Source organism: Methanobacterium sp. CWC-01 (assembly GCF_030323845.1).
Taxonomy (GTDB): Archaea; Methanobacteriota; Methanobacteria; order Methanobacteriales; family Methanobacteriaceae; genus Methanobacterium; species Methanobacterium aridiramus.
Map to the genome: position 1 here is coordinate 345895 of NZ_CP040735.1, position 19998 is coordinate 365892.

18 protein-coding genes are annotated in these 19998 nt (G+C 34.8%); 7 read left to right on the forward strand and 11 right to left on the reverse strand.

Annotated features, from left to right (window positions below):
• Positions 1-25: 25 nt before the first annotated feature.
• Positions 26-244: a TRAM domain-containing protein gene (locus FGU46_RS01770; RefSeq protein ID WP_286475915.1), complete on the reverse strand. Its 219-nt coding sequence runs from the start codon at positions 242-244 to the stop codon at positions 26-28.
• Positions 245-481: 237 nt separating this feature from the next.
• Between FGU46_RS01770 and pyrF the strand changes: the two genes are divergently transcribed.
• On the forward strand, positions 482-1132 hold the full coding sequence (gene pyrF, locus FGU46_RS01775) for an orotidine-5'-phosphate decarboxylase (RefSeq protein ID WP_286475917.1): 651 nt from the start codon (positions 482-484) through the stop codon (positions 1130-1132).
• On the opposite strand, the gene FGU46_RS01780 is transcribed toward pyrF, so the two are convergent.
• From FGU46_RS01780 to FGU46_RS01790, 3 genes are all read right to left on the reverse strand, one after another.
• Positions 1076-1666, reverse strand: coding sequence for a hypothetical protein (locus FGU46_RS01780; RefSeq protein ID WP_286475920.1), 591 nt, complete (start codon positions 1664-1666; stop codon positions 1076-1078). The genes pyrF and FGU46_RS01780 overlap by 57 nt on opposite strands.
• Before the next feature lie 68 nt (positions 1667-1734).
• Complete coding sequence (locus FGU46_RS01785; protein WP_286478484.1) at positions 1735-2634, reverse strand: deoxyhypusine synthase; 900 nt, start codon at positions 2632-2634, stop codon at positions 1735-1737.
• Between the two features lie 132 nt (positions 2635-2766).
• Entirely contained in the window at positions 2767-3648 is an 882-nt protein-coding gene (locus tag FGU46_RS01790; protein ID WP_286475921.1) for a CBS domain-containing protein, read from the reverse strand.
• A gap of 402 nt (positions 3649-4050) precedes the next feature.
• On the opposite strand from FGU46_RS01790, the gene FGU46_RS01795 reads away from it, so the two are divergent.
• The gene (locus tag FGU46_RS01795) at positions 4051-4878 is read left to right on the forward strand and encodes a glycosyltransferase family 2 protein (protein WP_286475923.1); all 828 of its coding nucleotides are present in this window, start codon (positions 4051-4053) and stop codon (positions 4876-4878) included.
• The gene (locus tag FGU46_RS01800; protein WP_286475925.1) at positions 4875-6227 is read left to right on the forward strand and encodes a DUF1972 domain-containing protein; all 1353 of its coding nucleotides are present in this window, start codon (positions 4875-4877) and stop codon (positions 6225-6227) included. Before FGU46_RS01795 ends, FGU46_RS01800 begins: the two co-directional genes overlap by 4 nt.
• A gap of 353 nt (positions 6228-6580) precedes the next feature.
• Here the strand turns inward: FGU46_RS01800 and rfbH are convergent, their stop codons facing one another.
• The 6 genes from rfbH to FGU46_RS01830 all read right to left on the reverse strand — a co-directional run bounded on the left by rfbH (position 6581) and on the right by FGU46_RS01830 (position 12964).
• Positions 6581-7888 (reverse strand): lipopolysaccharide biosynthesis protein RfbH, encoded by a 1308-nt coding sequence (gene rfbH, locus FGU46_RS01805; RefSeq protein ID WP_286475927.1) that lies wholly within the window; start codon positions 7886-7888, stop codon positions 6581-6583.
• A gap of 35 nt (positions 7889-7923) precedes the next feature.
• Complete coding sequence (locus FGU46_RS01810; protein ID WP_286475929.1) at positions 7924-8670, reverse strand: MBL fold metallo-hydrolase; 747 nt, start codon at positions 8668-8670, stop codon at positions 7924-7926.
• Between the two features lie 9 nt (positions 8671-8679).
• Entirely contained in the window at positions 8680-9669 is a 990-nt protein-coding gene (locus tag FGU46_RS01815; protein WP_286475931.1) for a GDP-mannose 4,6-dehydratase, read from the reverse strand.
• 14 nt (positions 9670-9683) lie between these two features.
• On the reverse strand, positions 9684-10460 hold the full coding sequence (gene rfbF / locus FGU46_RS01820; RefSeq protein ID WP_286475933.1) for a glucose-1-phosphate cytidylyltransferase: 777 nt from the start codon (positions 10458-10460) through the stop codon (positions 9684-9686).
• 37 nt (positions 10461-10497) lie between these two features.
• Positions 10498-11388, reverse strand: coding sequence for a CPBP family intramembrane glutamic endopeptidase (locus FGU46_RS01825; protein WP_286475935.1), 891 nt, complete (start codon positions 11386-11388; stop codon positions 10498-10500).
• 706 nt (positions 11389-12094) lie between these two features.
• Complete coding sequence (locus tag FGU46_RS01830; protein ID WP_286475937.1) at positions 12095-12964, reverse strand: DUF1616 domain-containing protein; 870 nt, start codon at positions 12962-12964, stop codon at positions 12095-12097.
• A 189-nt stretch (positions 12965-13153) separates the two neighbouring features.
• Here FGU46_RS01830 and FGU46_RS01835 point away from each other — a divergent pair, with 189 nt between their 5' ends.
• The 4 genes from FGU46_RS01835 (at position 13154) to FGU46_RS01850 (ending at position 18862) form a co-directional block, all read left to right on the forward strand.
• A complete protein-coding gene (locus FGU46_RS01835) occupies positions 13154-14293 on the forward strand; it encodes a glycosyltransferase family 4 protein (protein ID WP_286475939.1) in 1140 nt (379 codons plus the stop codon).
• A complete protein-coding gene (locus FGU46_RS01840) occupies positions 14280-16514 on the forward strand; it encodes a DUF2206 domain-containing protein (RefSeq protein ID WP_286475941.1) in 2235 nt (744 codons plus the stop codon). The genes FGU46_RS01835 and FGU46_RS01840 overlap by 14 nt, the downstream gene beginning before the upstream one ends.
• Positions 16515-17582, forward strand: coding sequence for a glycosyltransferase family 4 protein (locus FGU46_RS01845; protein WP_286475943.1), 1068 nt, complete (start codon positions 16515-16517; stop codon positions 17580-17582). It abuts the gene before it with no gap.
• A gap of 194 nt (positions 17583-17776) precedes the next feature.
• Entirely contained in the window at positions 17777-18862 is a 1086-nt protein-coding gene (locus tag FGU46_RS01850) for an acyltransferase family protein (protein ID WP_286475945.1), read from the forward strand.
• A 64-nt stretch (positions 18863-18926) separates the two neighbouring features.
• On the opposite strand, the gene FGU46_RS01855 is transcribed toward FGU46_RS01850, so the two are convergent.
• Positions 18927-19937 (reverse strand): glycosyltransferase family 2 protein, encoded by a 1011-nt coding sequence (locus FGU46_RS01855; protein ID WP_286475947.1) that lies wholly within the window; start codon positions 19935-19937, stop codon positions 18927-18929.
• Positions 19938-19998 lie beyond the last annotated feature (61 nt).

Below are 19998 nucleotides of genomic sequence, written 5' to 3' on the forward strand. Positions count from 1 at the left end.
TAAAAATAAAAGAGGTGGAATAATCTTATTCCACTACTTCGGCGAAACCGAAGTTCCTTCTGACAGAGTTAATCCTGATTTTAACTTCATCGCCAACCTTGGCACCAGAAACGAAAATCACAAAACCTTCAATACGAGTGATCCCGTCACCGTCCCTACCAGTGTCCTCAATCTTAACATCATATTCTTCTCCTTCATTAACAGGAGCAGAATTACCTTTACTACCGTAGTCATCTCTAAACATATTAAATCACTTTCCAAATTAGCCATGACAGATGGCTTAACTTACCGTATTAATTTCGCCACGTATATACTTTGTGTGAAAATTGCTTGATTTTTGTAAATACAACCGGTTTATTTTCTATGAATATGGTATAGATTAGTTCCACCAAAATTTTTCTAAGTAACAGAGCATATTGAGTTCCGTCTAAATTCATCGGGATTTCAAAAATCATTTAAAATCCAGGGAACAAGTAAGAACATGGAAGTGGAAAATAAGATCATAGTTGCTTTGGACCTCCCGGACCTGGAGGAGGCCATGCAAGTGGTGGAAGCAGTTAGAGAAGAAATAAATACGGTTAAAATAGGATATCCCCTTGTCCTAGCACAGGGGCTGGATTCTATTTCAACCATTAAAGATGAATTTGGTTGTCAGGTGATTGCTGATTTTAAAGTGGCCGATATTCCCGACACCAACCGTAAAATAGCCGATTTAACTTTCCAGGCTGGTGCTGATGCGGTTATTGTTCAAGGTTTCGTGGGGGATGATAGTGCCCGGGCCTGCATGGATTCTGCTCATAGTAATGGTGGGGAAGTATTCCTATTAACAGAAATGTCACATCCTGGAGCTTCGAAATTTATACAACCGGTTTCTCTAGAAATAGCCAAGATGGGAGTCAAATTGGGCATAGAAAACTTTGTAGGCCCATCAACAAGACTAGATCGCTTGGAAAAAATAAGAGACGTCATTGGATCAGATTCCTTCCTCATTTCCCCGGGTGTGGGAACCCAGGGAGGAACTCCGAAAGATACACTTACTTTTGCAGACGCAATCATCATCGGTCGCAGTATTTATCTATCCGAAGATCCGGAGCTTGCCATTCAGTCCTTCATAGATAGTATTGAAGTATAGACCGGCTACTTCATAGGCCAAATCGAAAAGAAGGAAGTAGACGAATGTCTCGGGCTGGAAAAAAATGACCTTCACAAATTCAGGGTAGAGGTATTGAATTAATCCACCCATAGCCAGGAAAAGCACAGCAAATTTAAGGGCTAAGCGATATTTAAAAAATAGATTAAACTTTCTTTTTCCTCTTAACCATAAAGCATCATTTCCCATCTCATCCAGATAAGCTGCAGCAGTACATATCAGAAGGGCCACAATTCCCATCGAGGGGATTCCAAAGATAGCTAGTATTGACAGGAATATGATCAGGGTAATAACGTGGGCCAGACGATCTACCTTCCCGGCCAGGAGGGTACCCACCAATATTCCAATGAATATGGTGGAAGCATCGCTGCTGGTAACAGATAAATAACCTAGGGCCAGTACACATATTAAACCGGCGAGAACCGCTAAAACTGTGTTTTTCTTCACATCCTGAGCATCATCAGAAATTTTCATGAAAAATCCGGCCAGAGGGTAAAAAATAGCCTCAATTAACATTTTATCAGTGTTTAATTTGGATCCTAAGATTTTGATCTTAAGAATTTAAATAAATTAGAATTCTCCTTTTACATAATCTCCCTAGCACCAGCCACCATCAGGGGGAATATTATAGTAGCATCCCCTATAACGGTGACCAGATTGGATCCTGCTCTGGCTTTGGCCCAGGATTTTGCCTCCTCCAAGGGAGCGCCACTTAAACTTCCAGTTTCACTACGATCCATGGTTATCTGAATAGCAGCATCCACTCCTCCTTTTATAAGATTTGAGGCCAGAGCATAATGTTTTGGTAATCCCCCTCCCAGGATAACAGTGGCTACCTTTTGCGAATCAAATACCTGGTCAGATAGTCGGTGCATATCTCCCACTGCGTCCAGTTGGAGTGGGTTCTCCTGGGTGTACATCCAAAGCTGCAATCCTAACATACTATCCACAATTCCCGGCGCATAAATAGGCACATCCTTTAGGGCAGCGGTGCGTATTATGGATTCATCATCTTGAAGTAGTAAACCAATTTCTTTAATGAACTCCTGGATGGTGAGATGTTTTTTTTCCTGAGAGATACAGGAAATTATGGGGACCATCCTTTTTTCAAAAACTTCAAAATCCTCAGAATTTGTATATATATCCCCTATTCGGCCCATACCCATGTCACAGAGTTTTTCATCATCATGATCTAGTCCCCGGTAGTGTGCCCCACCGAACGCCTCCAGAAGGTCGTGGGTGATATTTGCACCGCTGGTTATGAGGGCCTGAACATGTCCATCATGAATTAGATTCCTTATAACTTTACGAAGACCTCCCGGGACCATTGGTCCAGCTACGCTTAAAAACACCGCCGTATCTTGATCGGCCATTACTTCAGCCATTAAATTAGTTGCTCGGTGAATACGCCCAGCTCCTAAAGCTCCTGCCTTTCCCATCTCCTCCAGAAGCTCCTTGATGCTCATACCTTCCTTAATATTCATTTGTTGAACTTTCAAATCTCATCACAACCTCAGATAGGCTATCTAAAATTAGAAACAGTATTTATTTTTGATTAAAATTGTTGGATAATCTTTAGATTATTATAATAAAAAAATTTGTTCTAAAAAATTGTTCTATTTTATTCCCGCAATCTTGTCCAGAAGATCGGTGCGAGTGACTATTCCAATGGAATTACCATTCTCATCCACTACAATAAGCCGACCGATGTGATTTCTATTCATAATTTCAATGGCTTCCGCAATCATGATCTCTTCTTCTACGGTAATTATGTCAGTGGACATGATATCGGCCACTTTAAGATCTTCTTTACCTTCCGCCAGGGCCTGAGAGATGTCGCTGAGAGTCAACATTCCCACTATTCCTCCTTCCTTGGTTACCGGAGCGCCCTCAATTTCCCGCTCTGACAGTAACATAGCAGCTTCCCTGATCCTTTTAGAAGCATCAAGGGTAGTTAATTTTTTAGTTGCAACTTCTATAACCTTTTTTTTAGGTATGCTCCTGATGGCTGTAGTGTCCAGAAGCAGGATGTTATCCATATCATCCCTACCTACCACTTCACCATCAACCACCAGTTTGTTGACAGGGGTGGGACCTATACGAACTTTATCCCCCAGATCCAGGTGTTTTATATTGCCCACCGCTTTGATAGCAGCCTCACATTCTCCAGGATGAGTTATACTGGTGAATTCGATCTTGGTTACAGAAAGATCTTTAAGCTTTTTTCCATCCTTATAAATTGGAACTAAAGTCTGTTTATCAGATTCATCAATATTAAGGGTTTGATATGCCTTTACAGTCGGTTTGTATCCACCACGCGGACCGGGAACTCCTTTAACTAAACCTAAACTTCTAAGGGATTGCATCTGATTACGAATAGTACCCGGGTTACGGTTCATTACCTCGGCTATTTCTTCTCCCTTGATGGACTTACCGTCAGCCTTGCGGTATAAATTAATAAGACTTTGCAGGATTTCCTTTTGGACTGAAGTTAACATAAAACACCCCAAGTTTTTTGGTTATAAAATATTTATCATTATAAATCAATATAAATGTTATGATATATCCCATTTTTTACTATTCTAACAAAGAACCCGTTTCTTAAACCTATATATAAAATTATCATTTAATTTTTTTCATTTAAGCTTGAAATCATGCTTAAAAAAGTAATTTCATTTATCGTTGACCACCAATTTCTAAAAATCTAAGCGATATTAGGCCTTTATAACCTACAATTTTGTTAAGAACCTCTAACAATGTAAACTAAATACCAATAAAATTTTATAATGCCAATAAAATTATGGACAAGCAATATTATTTCAGTGTGTAAATATTCATAACAAAAGTTTTTTAAGAATCAAATATATAATAAGAAACAGTATCTTCTTGGGGGGGGATCGATGAATACAAAAAATTTTACGGATAATCAGTCTATTCAATCTATTAGTTTTATCAAAGATGTGGAAGAGTATTCTAATACGCACAATAGCCAACTCACTGTTAGCGAAGTTCTCAATAGAGATTATACTCATTCCATGAAACATGTCACATTTTTATTGCCCGCATATAACGAAGAAGAATCAATTGGTACCTTACTTAGAGATGTGCGGAAATGTCGTAAATCTAGAGTTCTAGTTATTGATAATAATTCCAATGATAGAACCGCAGAGATTGCTAAAAAATCTGGAGCCAACGTGCTTCGAGAACGTAAACAGGGCAAAGGATTTGCGGTGAAAACTGGTTTTGAAAACATTAAATCTGAATTCGCAGTGATGTTGGATGCGGATAATACTTATGATCCTAAAGATGCTCAGAAACTTTTAAAACCTCTCATGGAAGGCGAAGCTGATGTGGTTTTAGGCTCTAGACTTCGAGGTAAACGCGAAGAAGGTTCCATCAGTCGATTTAATTTATTAGGAAATCATCTGCTCAGTTTTTTTGCTAGTTTACTGTACTCCAATGTTTCCGACGTATGCACTGGTTACTGGGCATTCAAAAAGAACGTCATTGAGCAACTATTGCAGGATGGAATTGATTCTGATGGATTTGACATAGAAGCCGAAATGTTTTCAAAAGTATCTAAAAATAATTTCAGAGTTTTAGAAGTTCCTATTCACTATAAAAGCAGATTAGATGCCACTAAATTGAATTCTGTAAATGATGGAGTTAAAATTTTCATAAGATTGTTTTCTAATTGGGTAAAAATGAGAAGGGGGAGCTTGAGATGAAAATTGCTATTATCGGAAGTCGAGGCATACCAGCCAACTATGGCGGTTTTGAAACCTTTGCCCATGGATTAACTGAAAATCTGGTGGAAAAAGGATACGATATAACGGTCAGTTGTGAGTACAAACCAAAAGATTCCCGTAAAGATAGCTTTAAAGGTTCTAAACTGGAATACTTCCCCATTAAACCGCCGGAAAATTACCTATTAAGAAAATTTTATGAAAATCTTTCAGATATTTACTTCCTGCTTAAGTTAAGTAGAAGAAATGAAATGATTTACTTCCTCGGTATAGAAGTGGGAATGTTTCTTTTCATTCCCAAGCTTCTTAACAGGAAATCAACTGTCATGGTAAATATAGACGGTGTAATGTGGGAAAGAAGTAAATTCAATAGATTAGAAAGATGGCTTCTTAAATTAAATCATAACATGGCCACCAGGTTTGCAGATAAGATTGTAGCTGATGCTGAAGCAATGAAAAACTACGTGGATAAAAAATATTGGGACAAAACTGTCTATCTTTCCTACGGAATTAACTCTCCAGAACGGATCCCCTGGAATGGAGAAGTTCTGAAACGACTTGAAAACTACACTTCTAGGGATATCGTTCCCGGAAAATATTTTTTAGTTGTTGCCAGACTTGAGCCTGAAAATAACATCCATACCATAGTGGATGGATTCTGCAAGGCTGAGATTAATATTCCACTGGTAATTGTGGGCGATTTTACCAGCGAAGGTTATAAAGAGCAGGTTGAATCCCTGGCAGAGACTTGTGTCCATCCCGGAGTAATATTTCTGGGCTCAGTCTACGATCAAGATCTGTTAAATATGCTCCGACAGAACTGTACGGCCTACATACATGGTCATTCCGTAGGAGGAACCAATCCTTCACTTTTAGAGGCTGCCATTTCTCGCAATATAATAATAGCACATGATAACCAGTTTAACAGTGAAGTGTGCGGAAAATCAGCGGTTTACTTTGCTAATGAGACAGAACTAGCCAGAAAAATGAAACTGGTGTACAGGTACAATGAAAATTACCTTGATCTTAAGGATAATGTGTATTATCGGGTGAAAAAGAATTATCTATGGAATAAAATCACTGAAGATTACCATTCGCTTCTCCAGGAAATGGAGACGGACATGAAGGACATTAAACTTCCTGCAGAAGATCTAAAACTCATCAAAGAAGATATTGAACTAATTACCGAAGACATAGAACTAATAACTAAAGATAGCAAACGTATAGCCAAAAATAGTCAAATTAACCTGGAAGAATCTAAAATAATCAAGGACAGTAAAATAAATGCAAAAGACACCAAATTAATAGTTGAAGACGGTAAAATTGCCTAGTACTTTAAACCCTAATGGTTTGGATGGAATTAAGAGACCAAAAACCCAAAAGAAGTCATATCCGTGTCATACCACTATGGTTAACAATAAAGGAATTCCTGAGGAAAACAAGTATACAGTTGATTCAAAAAATCATGCTCGAAAATCCTTTTTAACTTGAAAAAATTCTTAAAAATCCTTTTTTAACCGTCGCTTTTTTTTTAACAGTTTGTTTACTGCAAGTTTGTTTACTATGCAAGACTGTGGTGGGCTATTTGAATTCTTATTAATGTTGAATTCATTACATGAAAGGATGTGGGAGATTTTAGATTAAAGTTGTGAAAGCTAATTACTTCAGACCCTTTCATTTCAAATTAAAAGTCCCCCAAAAACTCTCTAATTGTATTAATCACATATTCCATCTTTTTTTCGGTTATCCCCGGGTAAACTCCAATCCAGAATAAGTTATTCATAACCAGATCTGTATTTTCAAGTGAATCAATCTGTCTGAATTGCATGTCTTCATAAGCTGGCTGTCGAGTTAAATTTCCGCCAAACAACATCCTAGTTGCTATTTTATTTTTTTCGAGGTAATCGACGATATCATCACGATTAAATGGTGCATCATTCTTCACAAGAATAGGAAACCCAAACCAACTCGGATCTGCCTTATTTTCTACTTGGGGCAGTAGTAGATAATCTTCATATTCAAGCAGGAGTTTCTGAAGAACTTTAAAGTTATTTTTTCGACTTTCGATAAAATCTGGCAATTTTTCTAGTTGTCTAAGGCCCACTGCAGCCTGCATGTCGGTAACCTTAAGATTATAACCAATGTGAGAATAGATGTACTTATGATCATAGCCATAGGGCAGAGAACCTAGTTGCCAGTTGAATCTGCGGCCACATGTGTTATCATGACCCGGATCACACCAGCAGTCTCGTCCCCAATCCCTAAAAGAGGCAACGATTTCTTTAAGGAGAGGGTCATTGGTCAAGACTGCTCCACCTTCCCCCATGGTTATATGATGAGCTGGATAAAAGCTCAAGGTAGATAAATGACCAAAGCTTCCAGTATAGCTACCATTAAATCGGGAACCTAAAGCATCACAGTTATCCTCTATGAGCCACAGATTATTTTTCTTGGCAATTTCATCAATTTTATCAATGTTAAAAGGGTTCCCTAGAGTGTGCGGCGCACATATTGCTTTAGTTTTCTCTGATATAGCTCCTTCAATGGCATCGGACTGGATGTTGTAAGTGCCCAGTTCTACATCAACAAATACCGGAGTTAGCTGATTCTGCAAAATAGGATTTAAAGTAGTTGGAAAGCCACATGCAGTAGTAATAACTTCATCACCTGGTTTTAACCTTCTTTCACCTAATTTTGGAGAAGTTAACGCTGAAACAGCCAGTAGATTAGCAGATGACCCTGAATTAGTAAGGAGACAATGTTTAACTCCTATAAATCTGGCAAGCTCTCTTTCAAATTCTTCTGCATATTTTCCAGCAGTAAGCCAAAAGTCTATGGCTGAATCGACTAGACTGATCATTTCTTTTTCATCATAAACCCTTCCTGCATAATTAATGCTGTCTTGGCCAGGTTGGAATGTTTCACTGGATTTTCGTAATTCATAAATTTCAGTAACTTTCTTAAAAATTTCGCTTCGGATTTTTTTTTCCATTTTATTCCCCCAAACCATTAAACATGATAAATATTTCAAAGTTCTATTTCCAATCCATCACTGGCATAGAATATATTTTCAAATAATTTTTCCATAGATTCCTTCGATTCCAGTCTTTCACTCCTAGATCGATAGATATTGGCATCAAAATGGGTCAAAACTAATTTTTTAGCATTAGCCTTTAAAGCTATTTTAACAGAGTCAAGAGGATTGAGATGTGGCCAACCAGGATAATTCTCCCCCATTCGAAGAGAACACTCAGTAATGAGTAAATCAGCATTATCAGCCAGTTCTTCGACATTTTTATGAGGCCCAGTGTCGGTACAGTAGGTAATAACCTTTCCATCAACATTAAAGCGGTAACCTAAACAGGGTGAGGCGTGTGGTAAGAATTTACATTCAACTCTAAATGGCAAGTGATGTACCCCCTCCTCAACCTCATTTACATGAACCTCAAAGGGTAGTTGTTCTAAGGGAACTGTGTATGGTTGATTAATAATATTATTCAACACTTTACGTGTTCCAAATTGTCCGTAGATCATAAATTGATTTTTAAAATTGAATTTATTCAATATATGAAGGCCTTCAATATGATCCAGGTGGAAGTGACTCAAAAATAGATAAATTGGTTTTTTTGAATCTTTTAAATATTCATCAATTTTGTAAATGCCATTTCCAGCATCCAGGATAATATAGTAGTCTTTTGTCTCCAGGAGGGTGCAGATAGTATTTCCGGTCTCCGTATCATACCATCCATTAGTTCCTAAGAAGGTGATTTTCATAAGCTAGCCTTATTTTTTTAACTGATTAGAATTTAAGCTTAGATCCTGATACCATTTTATGGTCTTTTCCAGCCCTTCTTCCATACTATAACGAGAATTCCACCCTAATATTTCGCGAGCCTTTAAAGCAGATAAGTACTGTTTCTCTATTTCATTACTTGATTCGTTGCGAATTATTGGTTTGAGATCGCTGCTCATGGCTTTGAGAATTTCATTCACTATTTCCAGTACGTTCATCGGATCTTCATTACTGAAATTAAAGGCTTCACCGTGAATTTTTTTGGTCATTTTTTCTGCGAGTAACATGTAAGCCTCGGCACCGTCTTCTATATAGAAATAGTCCCTTACCATCTTACCGTCACTCCTGATAATGGGTCTGTTATTTTCTAGAACAGAACGAATTGTTCCTGGAACTATGCGGTTGAAATTTAAGTCTCCTCCTCCATAGAAATTTCCACAACGGGTAACGCAGACTGGAAGACCATAGGTCTCGTGGTAAGATCCACATAAAAGATCAGCACAACTTTTGGAAACATCATAGGGATGCTTTCCTTCTAAAGGTGTTTTTTCATCGTATGGAAGATTTAACTGACTCCCATAGGCTTTATCGCTGGAGGCCACCACCATTCTTTCCAAAAGAGGAGATCTACGAGCAGCTTCTAAAAGATTCCAGGTTCCCTTAATGTTGGCATTGAAGGTTGAAATTGGATTACGATTAGCAATCGTAACTATGGTCTGAGCTGCTAAGTGGAATACAGTGTCGATCTCGTATTCATTGAGTACCCTCTCTAAGATAAAGTAATCTTCTATTTCACCCCGCACTGTAACTATTTTATCATCGAATCCAGACCAGTTAAGGTTAGATTTAGGCACTAGGTCCCTGATAAGTCCAATTACATTAGCACCACTCTCGACCAACTTTTTGGTAAGCCAAGAACCTAGAAGTCCCGTGCATCCCGTAACAAAGACATTGCGATCATTCCAAAATTCAAAAGACAATTATATTCCCCCAACTACCAAACCTTCCACGGAGGATTTTTCCCCTTCCAATATTCGTTTAAATGTTCTAATTCCCGGTAGGTGTCTACACATTGCCAGAAATCTTTATTACGATAAAGCATGAGGCCGCCATCAGTTGCAAGATTCTCCAGTGGGTCCTGTTCCATTATACAATCCTCATTTTCACTTAGATAATCAAAGAAATCTGTGTTGAAGACGAAAAACCCACCATTGATCAAATCAGCGGTAGTCTGCGGTTTTTCACTGAATCTAGTAATTCTATTGTTTTCTAAGGAAAATTCTCCAAACCTAGAAGAAGGATGGACTCCAGTCATCGTCCCTGTCTTTCCATGATTTTGATGGAATTGCAAGAGATCCTTAATATCGATACGAGCCACTCCATCACCATAAGTAAGCATGAAAGTATCTCCATCGATATATTTTTCTATTTTTTTCACCCTAGCTCCAGTCTGGGAGTCTTCTCCAGTGTCTGCAAGTGTAACTCTCCAATCCTCTGTTTCTTTATTATTATAAATCTCTAAATTACCTTCATTGGCCATGTCAATTGTGAAATCATTGTTCATGATTCCATAATTAAGGAAATACTCCTTGATCATATCTCCTTTATACCCTAAACATATGACAAAATCTTTGAACCCATAATAAGCATAGATCTTCATTATGTGCCAAAGAATGGGTTTTTCACCTATTTTTACCATGGGTTTAGGGCGGAATTCTGTTTCTTCTCTCAAACGCGTTCCTTTTCCCCCACAAAGTATTACAACCTTCATTTACTCCCTCCGTGTTCATTTATTCTACTAATCATATCTATAATTGTGATAAAGGCAGGATCAAGAAAAACATTACATTTGCGATGCCGTGAGACAGGCCCACTCCTGATATACTGTTTGTTTTTTGAAAAATATACCCATAAATTATTGAAACACCGAATACGAAAGCTAAATAAGGAACGGAATTCCAATTGATGGACTGGATCGTGAAAAGGATGGAAACAAATATCAGTCCCCAATGTTTTCCCATTAAATTATCAGCGTTTTTTTGAATTATCCCCCTAAAAATAAGCTCTAAAGTGAATCCAACCGATAACAAGATGATGATACTTACAAGTAAATTAATCGTGTTCAGATTTGATACAATCACTGGTGGTTTCAATATTAAATAAGCGATGAATCCCATTGCCAGACCTCCCCAAACAACTAAAATTTGGACAGGTAAATTCTTCAGGTTAAGACCAATATCAGTTCTATTCCGGCCCTGACCTTGCATCAAGAAAATGCAGGATGCTATTAAAGGCAAAATTGTGATGGCTAACCAATAGACTGGATCGATTTCTGTAGCCGGTATACTAAGACTCATTATCCGAAGTAGCGGAATTAAAATTAGGGCTTGTAATAGATATGAAAATTTCTTGGAGCTGGATAAGGAAGATAAAATAATGAGGGATATAATTATCACTACAAGAAACAAAATGCTCTTTGTCGGTTCAAGGGAAACTGTTACAAATTCTGCTAACACCAATGTCAGTGCATATAACGACAGAACTAACTTCATTTCTTTTGAAAAGTTAAATTCAGATAGTTCTAATTTAAGGTCTTTTAATTTAATATCCCTAATTTTTAGGAGTTTTTTATGTTGTTCAAGCAATTTATGGGAATCTGGACTCTCAATAACCCCCCTATTATTTTCTTTTAATCCCATATACTTCTCCTGCTTATATCCGGACCTTGTGTTTTTTTATTTTTGATGGTCGAACTTTTGGTCAATAATATGTCAACCATCATAATAAATATTGTGCATATTAAGCAACCATCTCATCATAGTACAATTATCATTCATATTTTTTACCATTCTACCAAAATATTTTATGGTTAAAAATAAAAAATGCCTGATATAATTTCTGATTTTTCAAAATAAATTAAATAATTTTGGTTGATGCCTAAAGGAGCGGTATAAAAAAGTTTTTTCTAATTTCTGAAAATGAATAATCATTAGATAATCCAGCAATTAGATTATACAAAATTCATAAAGATAGGGTTATGGTATTGGCCATATAAACAACTAAAAATATCAGAACAATTAACAATGGGAAAATAACCACATTTAAACTTGTATTTAAATTAACGATTTTAGTGTTTCCATAGGTATCAGAACTTACAATAACCTTCAAAGCCAACAAAATTAGTAGAAAAACCACAACAACAAGGCTACTACTCATTATGTAGGACAGAGAAACCACAGGATCTGTGACAGAGGTTGTAGCGATGTTGATGTTGTAAAACATATGTAATTATTTCAATTTCCATTATATAAATATCATGAGTTTCACTAATTGCATTGAACCATTTTAATGTTATTCTAATTATTTTAATTGTTAAAATTGTTTTAATAATAAAATAATCATTTCTTAAGTCACATTTAAAAATAAATGCAGTGAGCGATAAACTTTCTGGTTATCGGGCAACTTATAGAGTGAAAACTCCAATCTCTTTTGACCTGGAGTATCTGCAGAGTAAATGAAGGATATTTCCTCTTTTTGATTATTGGGAAGACTTACAATTTCGTCCTGGAGAACGTTATTATCCATTTTCACAACTAACCTATAATTTACGATGGTTCCTTCGTGATTTACAATCCCGATGATAAGTTTACCTTGCTGATTAATTGTTAAATCAGTCTGATAGTTACTGGCTTTACCATTTGGTCCCAACAGATAGAACTCAGTGAAAGGTTCTCCGTGTAAGGGGTTCATTATTATGTAAACAGTGGTTAACACGGCTAAAACTAATAAGACAATTAGAATGACTGATGCCAATATCTCTTTTTTAGTTTCTCCCTGGAAGGAAGCCTGAAGTTCATGGTAGGATTTCAAGAATGGTATCGAAATTTTACCACTCTCTGTTAGTCTCCTTCTTCTCTGAAAAGCTAATAAAAGGATTATATACGTTAAAGCAGAAATAATGATGATTATTAGATTTAAACTATTAATCCCATCAGTATAATAAAAAATCAGCCCCAGAACTGCTGTAATGACTATGCTTAAGGCTATGCTTAAACTAATCCTAACAAAAACATTCATTTCGCCAATCCTTGGGAGAAATGTGGCCATCAAAACATACCCCGGAATAAATAAAACCAAAAGGAGAGCAGAAATTCTCAGAACAAAGTTTTCATTTAGTGATGGAAATATCGCAATGATCAAGAAGAGAAGAGTGAGGATCGCTGCAAGTATAAGATCACTATAACTCGGATTCCTTAGGCTATTTTCGGTTTTCATATTCATCCTCTTAGATTAAACTGGGGGCCTAGCCATACCTAAGTTATTACATTATTTTAACTGCATAATTAGTTTGATAACCAAATATAAATATTGTTGCATTCCAATAATATTGATAAGTATATCCAATCAAGATTACGTGAGAAAATCATAGCATGGATTATATTCATAAACTGAGGTTAGTAGAAAATGAAAATTCTCTTGGTGAATTATTTAGACACCCTTTCTCCAGGCGGAATCAACAAAACGATTCTAGAACTCTCAAAAAACCTGTCAAAAAAGGGACATGATGTCGTGGTGTTGCAAAATAACCCTAAGAATTTGCCTCAAAGAGAGTATTATGAAGGATTTGAAATAATTAGGGTAAAATCTAGGATATCTGACTCATTCTATGGATTAAATTTGGGGATATATAGTTATTTAAAAAAGATTTTAAGAGAATTTAATCCAGATATCATCCATGTTCATGGGTACCATACTTTATTCTCTCCGGAAGTAATTTATTTAATAAAAAAGATAGATTCTGAAACACCCATGGTCTTCTCACCTCATTTTGACATATTTTCTCATGATACCTTTGCTGGCAAATACCTTTGGAATTTTTTTAATAAAAATATTGGTAGAAGATACATGAAATATCCTGATCTTATCATTGCTGCTTCAGATTTTGAATTCAATAATATTAATCGTGTTTTAGGCGTCCCTAAAGAAGATATAAAGGTTATCCCTCATGGAATCAATTATATTGATTTTACATCAAATAAGAGAAGCTCCGATGTTATAAATCTTTTATACGTTGGTTATTTGTTGGAACTAAAAGGAGTTCAGCATGTTATTAAGGCAATTTCCGAATTAGTATTCAAGATGAATGTTAAAGTTTGTTTTAGCATTGTGGGAGACGGGCCCTATAAATTCCAGCTTGAAAAACTGGCTGAAAGGTTAAATGTTGCTCAATTTATTAGGTGGGAAGGATTTATTCCACAATCACAAAATGAAACTCTGAAGGAATTCTATAGAAGTTCCGATATATTTCTATTACTATCTCAATCAGAAAATTATGGAATTGTAGTTCCAGAGGCTTTAGCAATGGGGACACCAGTTATAGTTACAAAAAGGACGGCTTTAAACGAATTTTTAAATGAACCCGGTTGCTTTGGTGTCGAATATCCACCTGATCCAATTGAAGTTGCTAATTTGATTGTTAAAATTTATAAAGACAATGTAAAAGTTGGCCCCTTCAGTCTTAAAGTAAAACCTTGGGATGAGGTGACAGAGGAATATGAAACAATCTTTTCAGATTTAATAAGGAGAAGTAATGATGCAAATTAACAATCCCTTACAAATGAATGATTGGGATATCAAATCTTTTCTCTTACTGATTTTTGCAATTCAAATCTCATTATTGTGTTTAATATTGCTGGATTCTATAAACATTCAAATCCCCATAATCCGGCAGATTTTCTCGTTTCTTAGTTTAACATTTATCCCTGGTGTTTTAATATTAAGAATTCTAAAGCTCCACAATCTAGGTAATGCTAAAACCCTTCTTTATTCTGTGGGGTTAAGTATAGCTAGTTTAATGTTAATTGGATTGTTCATGAATACTATTTATCCAATTATTGGAATTTCAAAGCCCATTTCACTATTTTATCTTATAATAACCATAAATTTGTTCATTTTTTTACTGTGTATTTTATGTTATGTTAGAGATAAAGATTTTTCAAATGAAAATACGTTACTTATTACGGAATTATTATCGCCTTCTACTCTATTTCTCTGTTTAATTCCATTCCTTTCAATATTTGGAACATTCCTGCTTAACCAATATGGAAATAACACTATTCAAATGCTTTTATTATTAGTTATTGCCATTTTGCCGTTAATTTCCCTAATTTGGATAAATAAAAAATTTTATCCACTGGTAATTTTCATTTTATCAATCTCCCTCTTGTTACACACTACTTTAATCAGTCCCTACATCTGGGGCGCAGATATCAATCTGGAGTTGACATTAGCCAAGTACGTAATAATCAACTCTTTATGGTATCCTTCCATTAATTTCGATTACAATGCAATGTTGAGTATTGTGCTTTTAGGCCCAATTTATTCCATTATATCAAATTTAAGCCTTATATGGTGCTTTAAAATAATATATCCCGCCCTATTTTCTTTAGTCCCTGTAGCATTATATGTGGTATACAACAAGGTAAGTAATGAAAAAATTGCATTTTTAGCCTGTATATTCTTTATTAACGTCAACGCCTTTTATACAACTCTTCCTGCAGTAAGCAGACAGATGATCGCAGGAATTTTCTTGGCCCTAATTCTTTTGATCCTGATTGACGAAAAAATTAATAAGCACTCTAAATCTATTTTACTCGTCTTATTTGGATTTTCCTTAGTTGTTTCACATTACGGTGTGGCCTATGTATTTCTGTTGATAATAGGGGCATCAATCCTTGTATTACTATTTTTAAAGAGGTTTAAAACTAAATTGGGAATTAAAATTGAATATACAAATTACAATATTCTTAATTTTGCTTTCCCATTATTTTTCCTATGTTTAACATTAGCATGGTTTATATATGTCTCAAACTACTCTATTTTCCAAAATGGAACCATACTTGGATATGAAATCATAAATTCAATCCAAGACATTCTTAATCCCGAAACTTCACAAGGATATTACTACTTAACTGGTGGTATGTCGTATTACCAATCTGCTGAAAGATTTTTATATCTCTTTGGTGATGTTCTGATTGCACTTGGAATATTCGGTTTATTGTTCGATGAAAGAATAAATCCTGAATTTAAAGTATTTTCAATTACCAGTTTCTTACTACTGGTTATTGCAATTATTTTCCCCTTTTTTGCTGCGGCAATGAACACCGATAGGATATTTAATATTAGCCTATTTTTCTTGTCTGTATTTTTTGTGACTGGCTTTTTAACTGCAGTGCGGGGGCTAAACAAAATATTTAAAAAAATCTTGAAGTCCAGGTCATTTAAAATCAGTATCAAAAACGCACTATATATCCTTACCCTCTTTTTGATCATTTTTTCTATTTTCAACTCGGCATTTGTGTATGAAATTTTTGATCAACCTAAGATGGGTAGATTTGCGTTAGATAACAATCGAGATTTTTATGAAGTTAATAATATAGAAGTAACTGGAATTGAGTGGTTAAAAAAATATTATGACCCGCAAACGAAAATCTATGGGGATATATATAAATTTCTTATTCTATTAAGCCTTATCTATTCAGATAATACGCAGCCACTCAACTATTACCTTTCTCTGGGGCTACCCTATACAAATATCTATACTCTCGAATATCAAACGTCTTTCCCGTATGATTATATAATAAACTCTACGGAGATTCTCGGAAATTCCTATGTGTTTTTTGGAAAGTACAATATTAACAAACAGCAATTTCTGGTCGCCAATGTCAAAAATGAACTTTACTATCTGAATAATACAAATCTGGAGAACAAAATTTTCAAATTGTACGATAATGGTGATGTGTGGATACTAAAGGGGAGCGGTTAAATGAAAATAGGCCTAATACCACCTAATTCAAATACTGGCGAGTTTAAATATTGCCAATATCTATATAGAGGGTTAATTGAACGTGGATTAGAGGTTAAATTGTTGAATAATAGATTTCTTGTAAATCGCCCGAATTTAAAGATTTTCCTTGGAAGTTTCCTGTTGAAGAGGATGGTGAATGATGATATTGAGATCTTGCACAACGTAGATAACCTTGGTCCATTCCTTTTTGGAGATTCTGATAGTAAAATGAAAAGAGTATTAACCGTGCATGACATTGCACCGATTATATTTCCCGATATCCATAATCGTATGATGAAATTTGATTTTAAATACATTTTACCCAAATTAATTGAAAATAGTGACTTAATAATTGCTGACAGTTATTTTACTAAGAAAGATCTGGAACGGTATTTCAAAGTAAAAGAAGATAAGGTAAATGTTGCACATTTAGGAGTAAATTCATCTTTTTTTTATCCAAGAGAAAATAATGGAGAAGTAATGGCTAAATACGGAATAAAAAATGATTATTTATTTTATTTAGGAAATGATAATCCAAGAAAAAATTTAAAAAATCTTATTCTAGCTTACAGTAGAATTTACAAAGAGATCGGTGAAGATTTAGTTTTAGTTGGTCCTATCAATCAGGGTAATTTAAGGGCTTTTATTGAAAAGATCGACAAAGGAAATGGCTTATCAGATCGAGTCATCACTCCAGGATATGTGGATTACGACGATTTACCACCATTATACAGCGGAGCGACCTCTTTGGTGTTTACTTCACTTTATGAAGGCTTTGGATTTGCCCCATTAGAAGCTATGGCCTGCGGTACCCCCGTAATTACTTCTAACAACAGTTCTATTACAGAAGTAGTGGGAGATGCTGGTGTGTTTATTGATGACCCATTGAATCCTGAAGAAATATCGAATAAAATTTCTTTACTCTTAAATAATGAGAATCTACAGAAAAAGTTAAAACTTCAAGGGCCTAAACGTGCCAAAAAGTTTAGTTGGGATAATACTATAGATAAAACTTTAGAGGCTTATGAAAAAGTCTATGAAGCTTAATAAGACATGAAAATTACTAACAAGAGCGTATAAAGCCTTTTTTTGAGCACTAGGCCTGGCATGAATCATGAAAGTAATTAGTAATTAGTCGAAATAATATTCCGGTCTGAAAAACATTGCTTCTAGTCAGTTTATCGCTGCAAAAATCATAATCAAATTTAATCAAATTTAATTATGAAAGCGGAGTTTGAATAATGCTAAAGAAAAAAAATTTACCAGATATGGATATATTGCGTGCATTGGCAATTATCATAATTGTTTTGTTCCATTGGTATTTATTTTGTTGTCAAAACAAAGATTTAGCCGCTTTGAAAGCCGTCTATTATGCAAATATAGGGCTCTGTTTGTTCTTTTTTGTATCGGCTTATGTGTTATACTATAATTATGAAAGCTTAGAATCTGCAAGTGACATAGTTAATTTCTTCCGTAAAAGAGCAAAAAGGATTTATCCATTGTATTGGGTAGCTTTTATCGTGCTTATTTTCATAATTGATAAATATTTTTTCGCTAATTCAATTATTGGCTTTTTAGGACTCCAAGGTTTTTTTCCCGAAACGTATTATGTGAATACTACTTATCTCTGGTTTATCGGCATTATAATAATCTATTACCTTATTTATCCTATATTGATTCGTCCTAAAAGCTTAATCAATAAGTTTTCCATGGCAGCAGCCATTTTTTTGATATTTTCGTTAATATCCATAAATTTTCACGTGGTAAATGTAAAATTTTTCCTCTATTACTGGGTTTTTTTTAGTGGAATAGTACTATGCTGTCTAAATGAAAATTATAAAGATTTTAAATTAGATTATAGAAAGTTACTTATTGAGAGCCTAGTTTTGATTGCAATATTGGCAGTGCTCGCGTGGATATTAATTAGTCAGCCGACCTTGATTAACTCATTCCCCGCATATTTAACCCTGATTATACAAATGGAGTATATAATCGCTGTTCTGATTATTTATTTTGTACTCAATATGTTTATCGAGGTTATAAATCGAAATTATAAGAAATTCTTTCAATCTAAAACATACGGAGTAATTTCTAAAATATCTTACAGTGCTTACGCTACTTATCTTCTACACGACATTGTGGGTACTATTTTACTTTATAAAATATTATTTATTTTCAATCTTCCAACCACGCTTAATAATTTACTCCTGATTATTATAGGATTACCTCTGGTATTCATTATTGGATACTATGCCCAGAAGTGGGAGATAAAGATTATAAATATAATTTTGCAGAGTTTACAAAATTTGTCAAAGAAAATTTTTTAATTAACTCCAAACGTTTATTAAAATGAATTACTGAAAAGACCTCAATTTTATAATATAAACAAGTCTAAAGGATCTCGTTAATTCCTTGAATATATCCTTTAAGAATATTTTTTGAAATTTCAGTGTTGCCTCTAGCCGTATGATACAAAATAATCATAAGTGTTCTTAAAGAAATATTTAAACTATAAAGGAGCACTTTAATGGGCTTTTGATGTTTTTTTATAATTAAAAGCCTATTTCTGTACATATAATAGTATTTAGTGGGGCTTGGCTTGCCTGAAATTCCTTCCTTATGATATATGGTTGATTCAGGATTTAATATGAGCTTAAAACCTGCTTTTTTTGCTCTGATGCAGAAATCTGTTTCTTCGTGTAATAAAAAGAACTTTTTGTCCATATAACCAATCTTTTCTATTAAAGCTTTATTAATTAGAAGACAAGCCCCCATTAGATAATCTATTTTGGAAATTTTATCATATTGCCCTAAATCCTCTTCGCCCATGCCTATATTTAAACCTGCTCCCACTGACCACAATATTTTCCCGCCAGCAGCATTTAAGATGTTTGGTTTATCGTAATAAAAGATTTTTGGGCCAACAATTCCAGCATCGGGATTTAGAATCGCACAACGAACTAATTCACTCAAAAAGTCCCGTTGTACCACGGTATCATTATTTAAAAGTAACACATAATCAGAATCTAAATTTTCCAATACAAATCTCATACCTATATTATTCCCTTCCGCGAATCCATAATTATCGTCGTTTTTGATTATAATTAATTTTTTACCAGAATCTAAGACTTTCACTTGATTTGAATATTTAAATTCGCCACTAGAATACTCAAATACAGTGATTGGTTTGTTATTAGGATTATAATCAAAAAATTTAGATTTTACCTTCAGTTCACCATTACAAAAATTTTTGATCTGGTGAATTGAATCATCCACAGAGTGATTATCAACAACTATTACATGGAAATTTGGATAATTTATTTGATAAAGAGATTCTAAGCATTCTATTGTATCCGGCCATCCATTCCAGTTAAGTATTATAACAGAAATATTTGGATACATATTTTATTCATCTCCTATCTAAATATAAACAATTATTTTTCGTTTTCATAGAATCAATCAG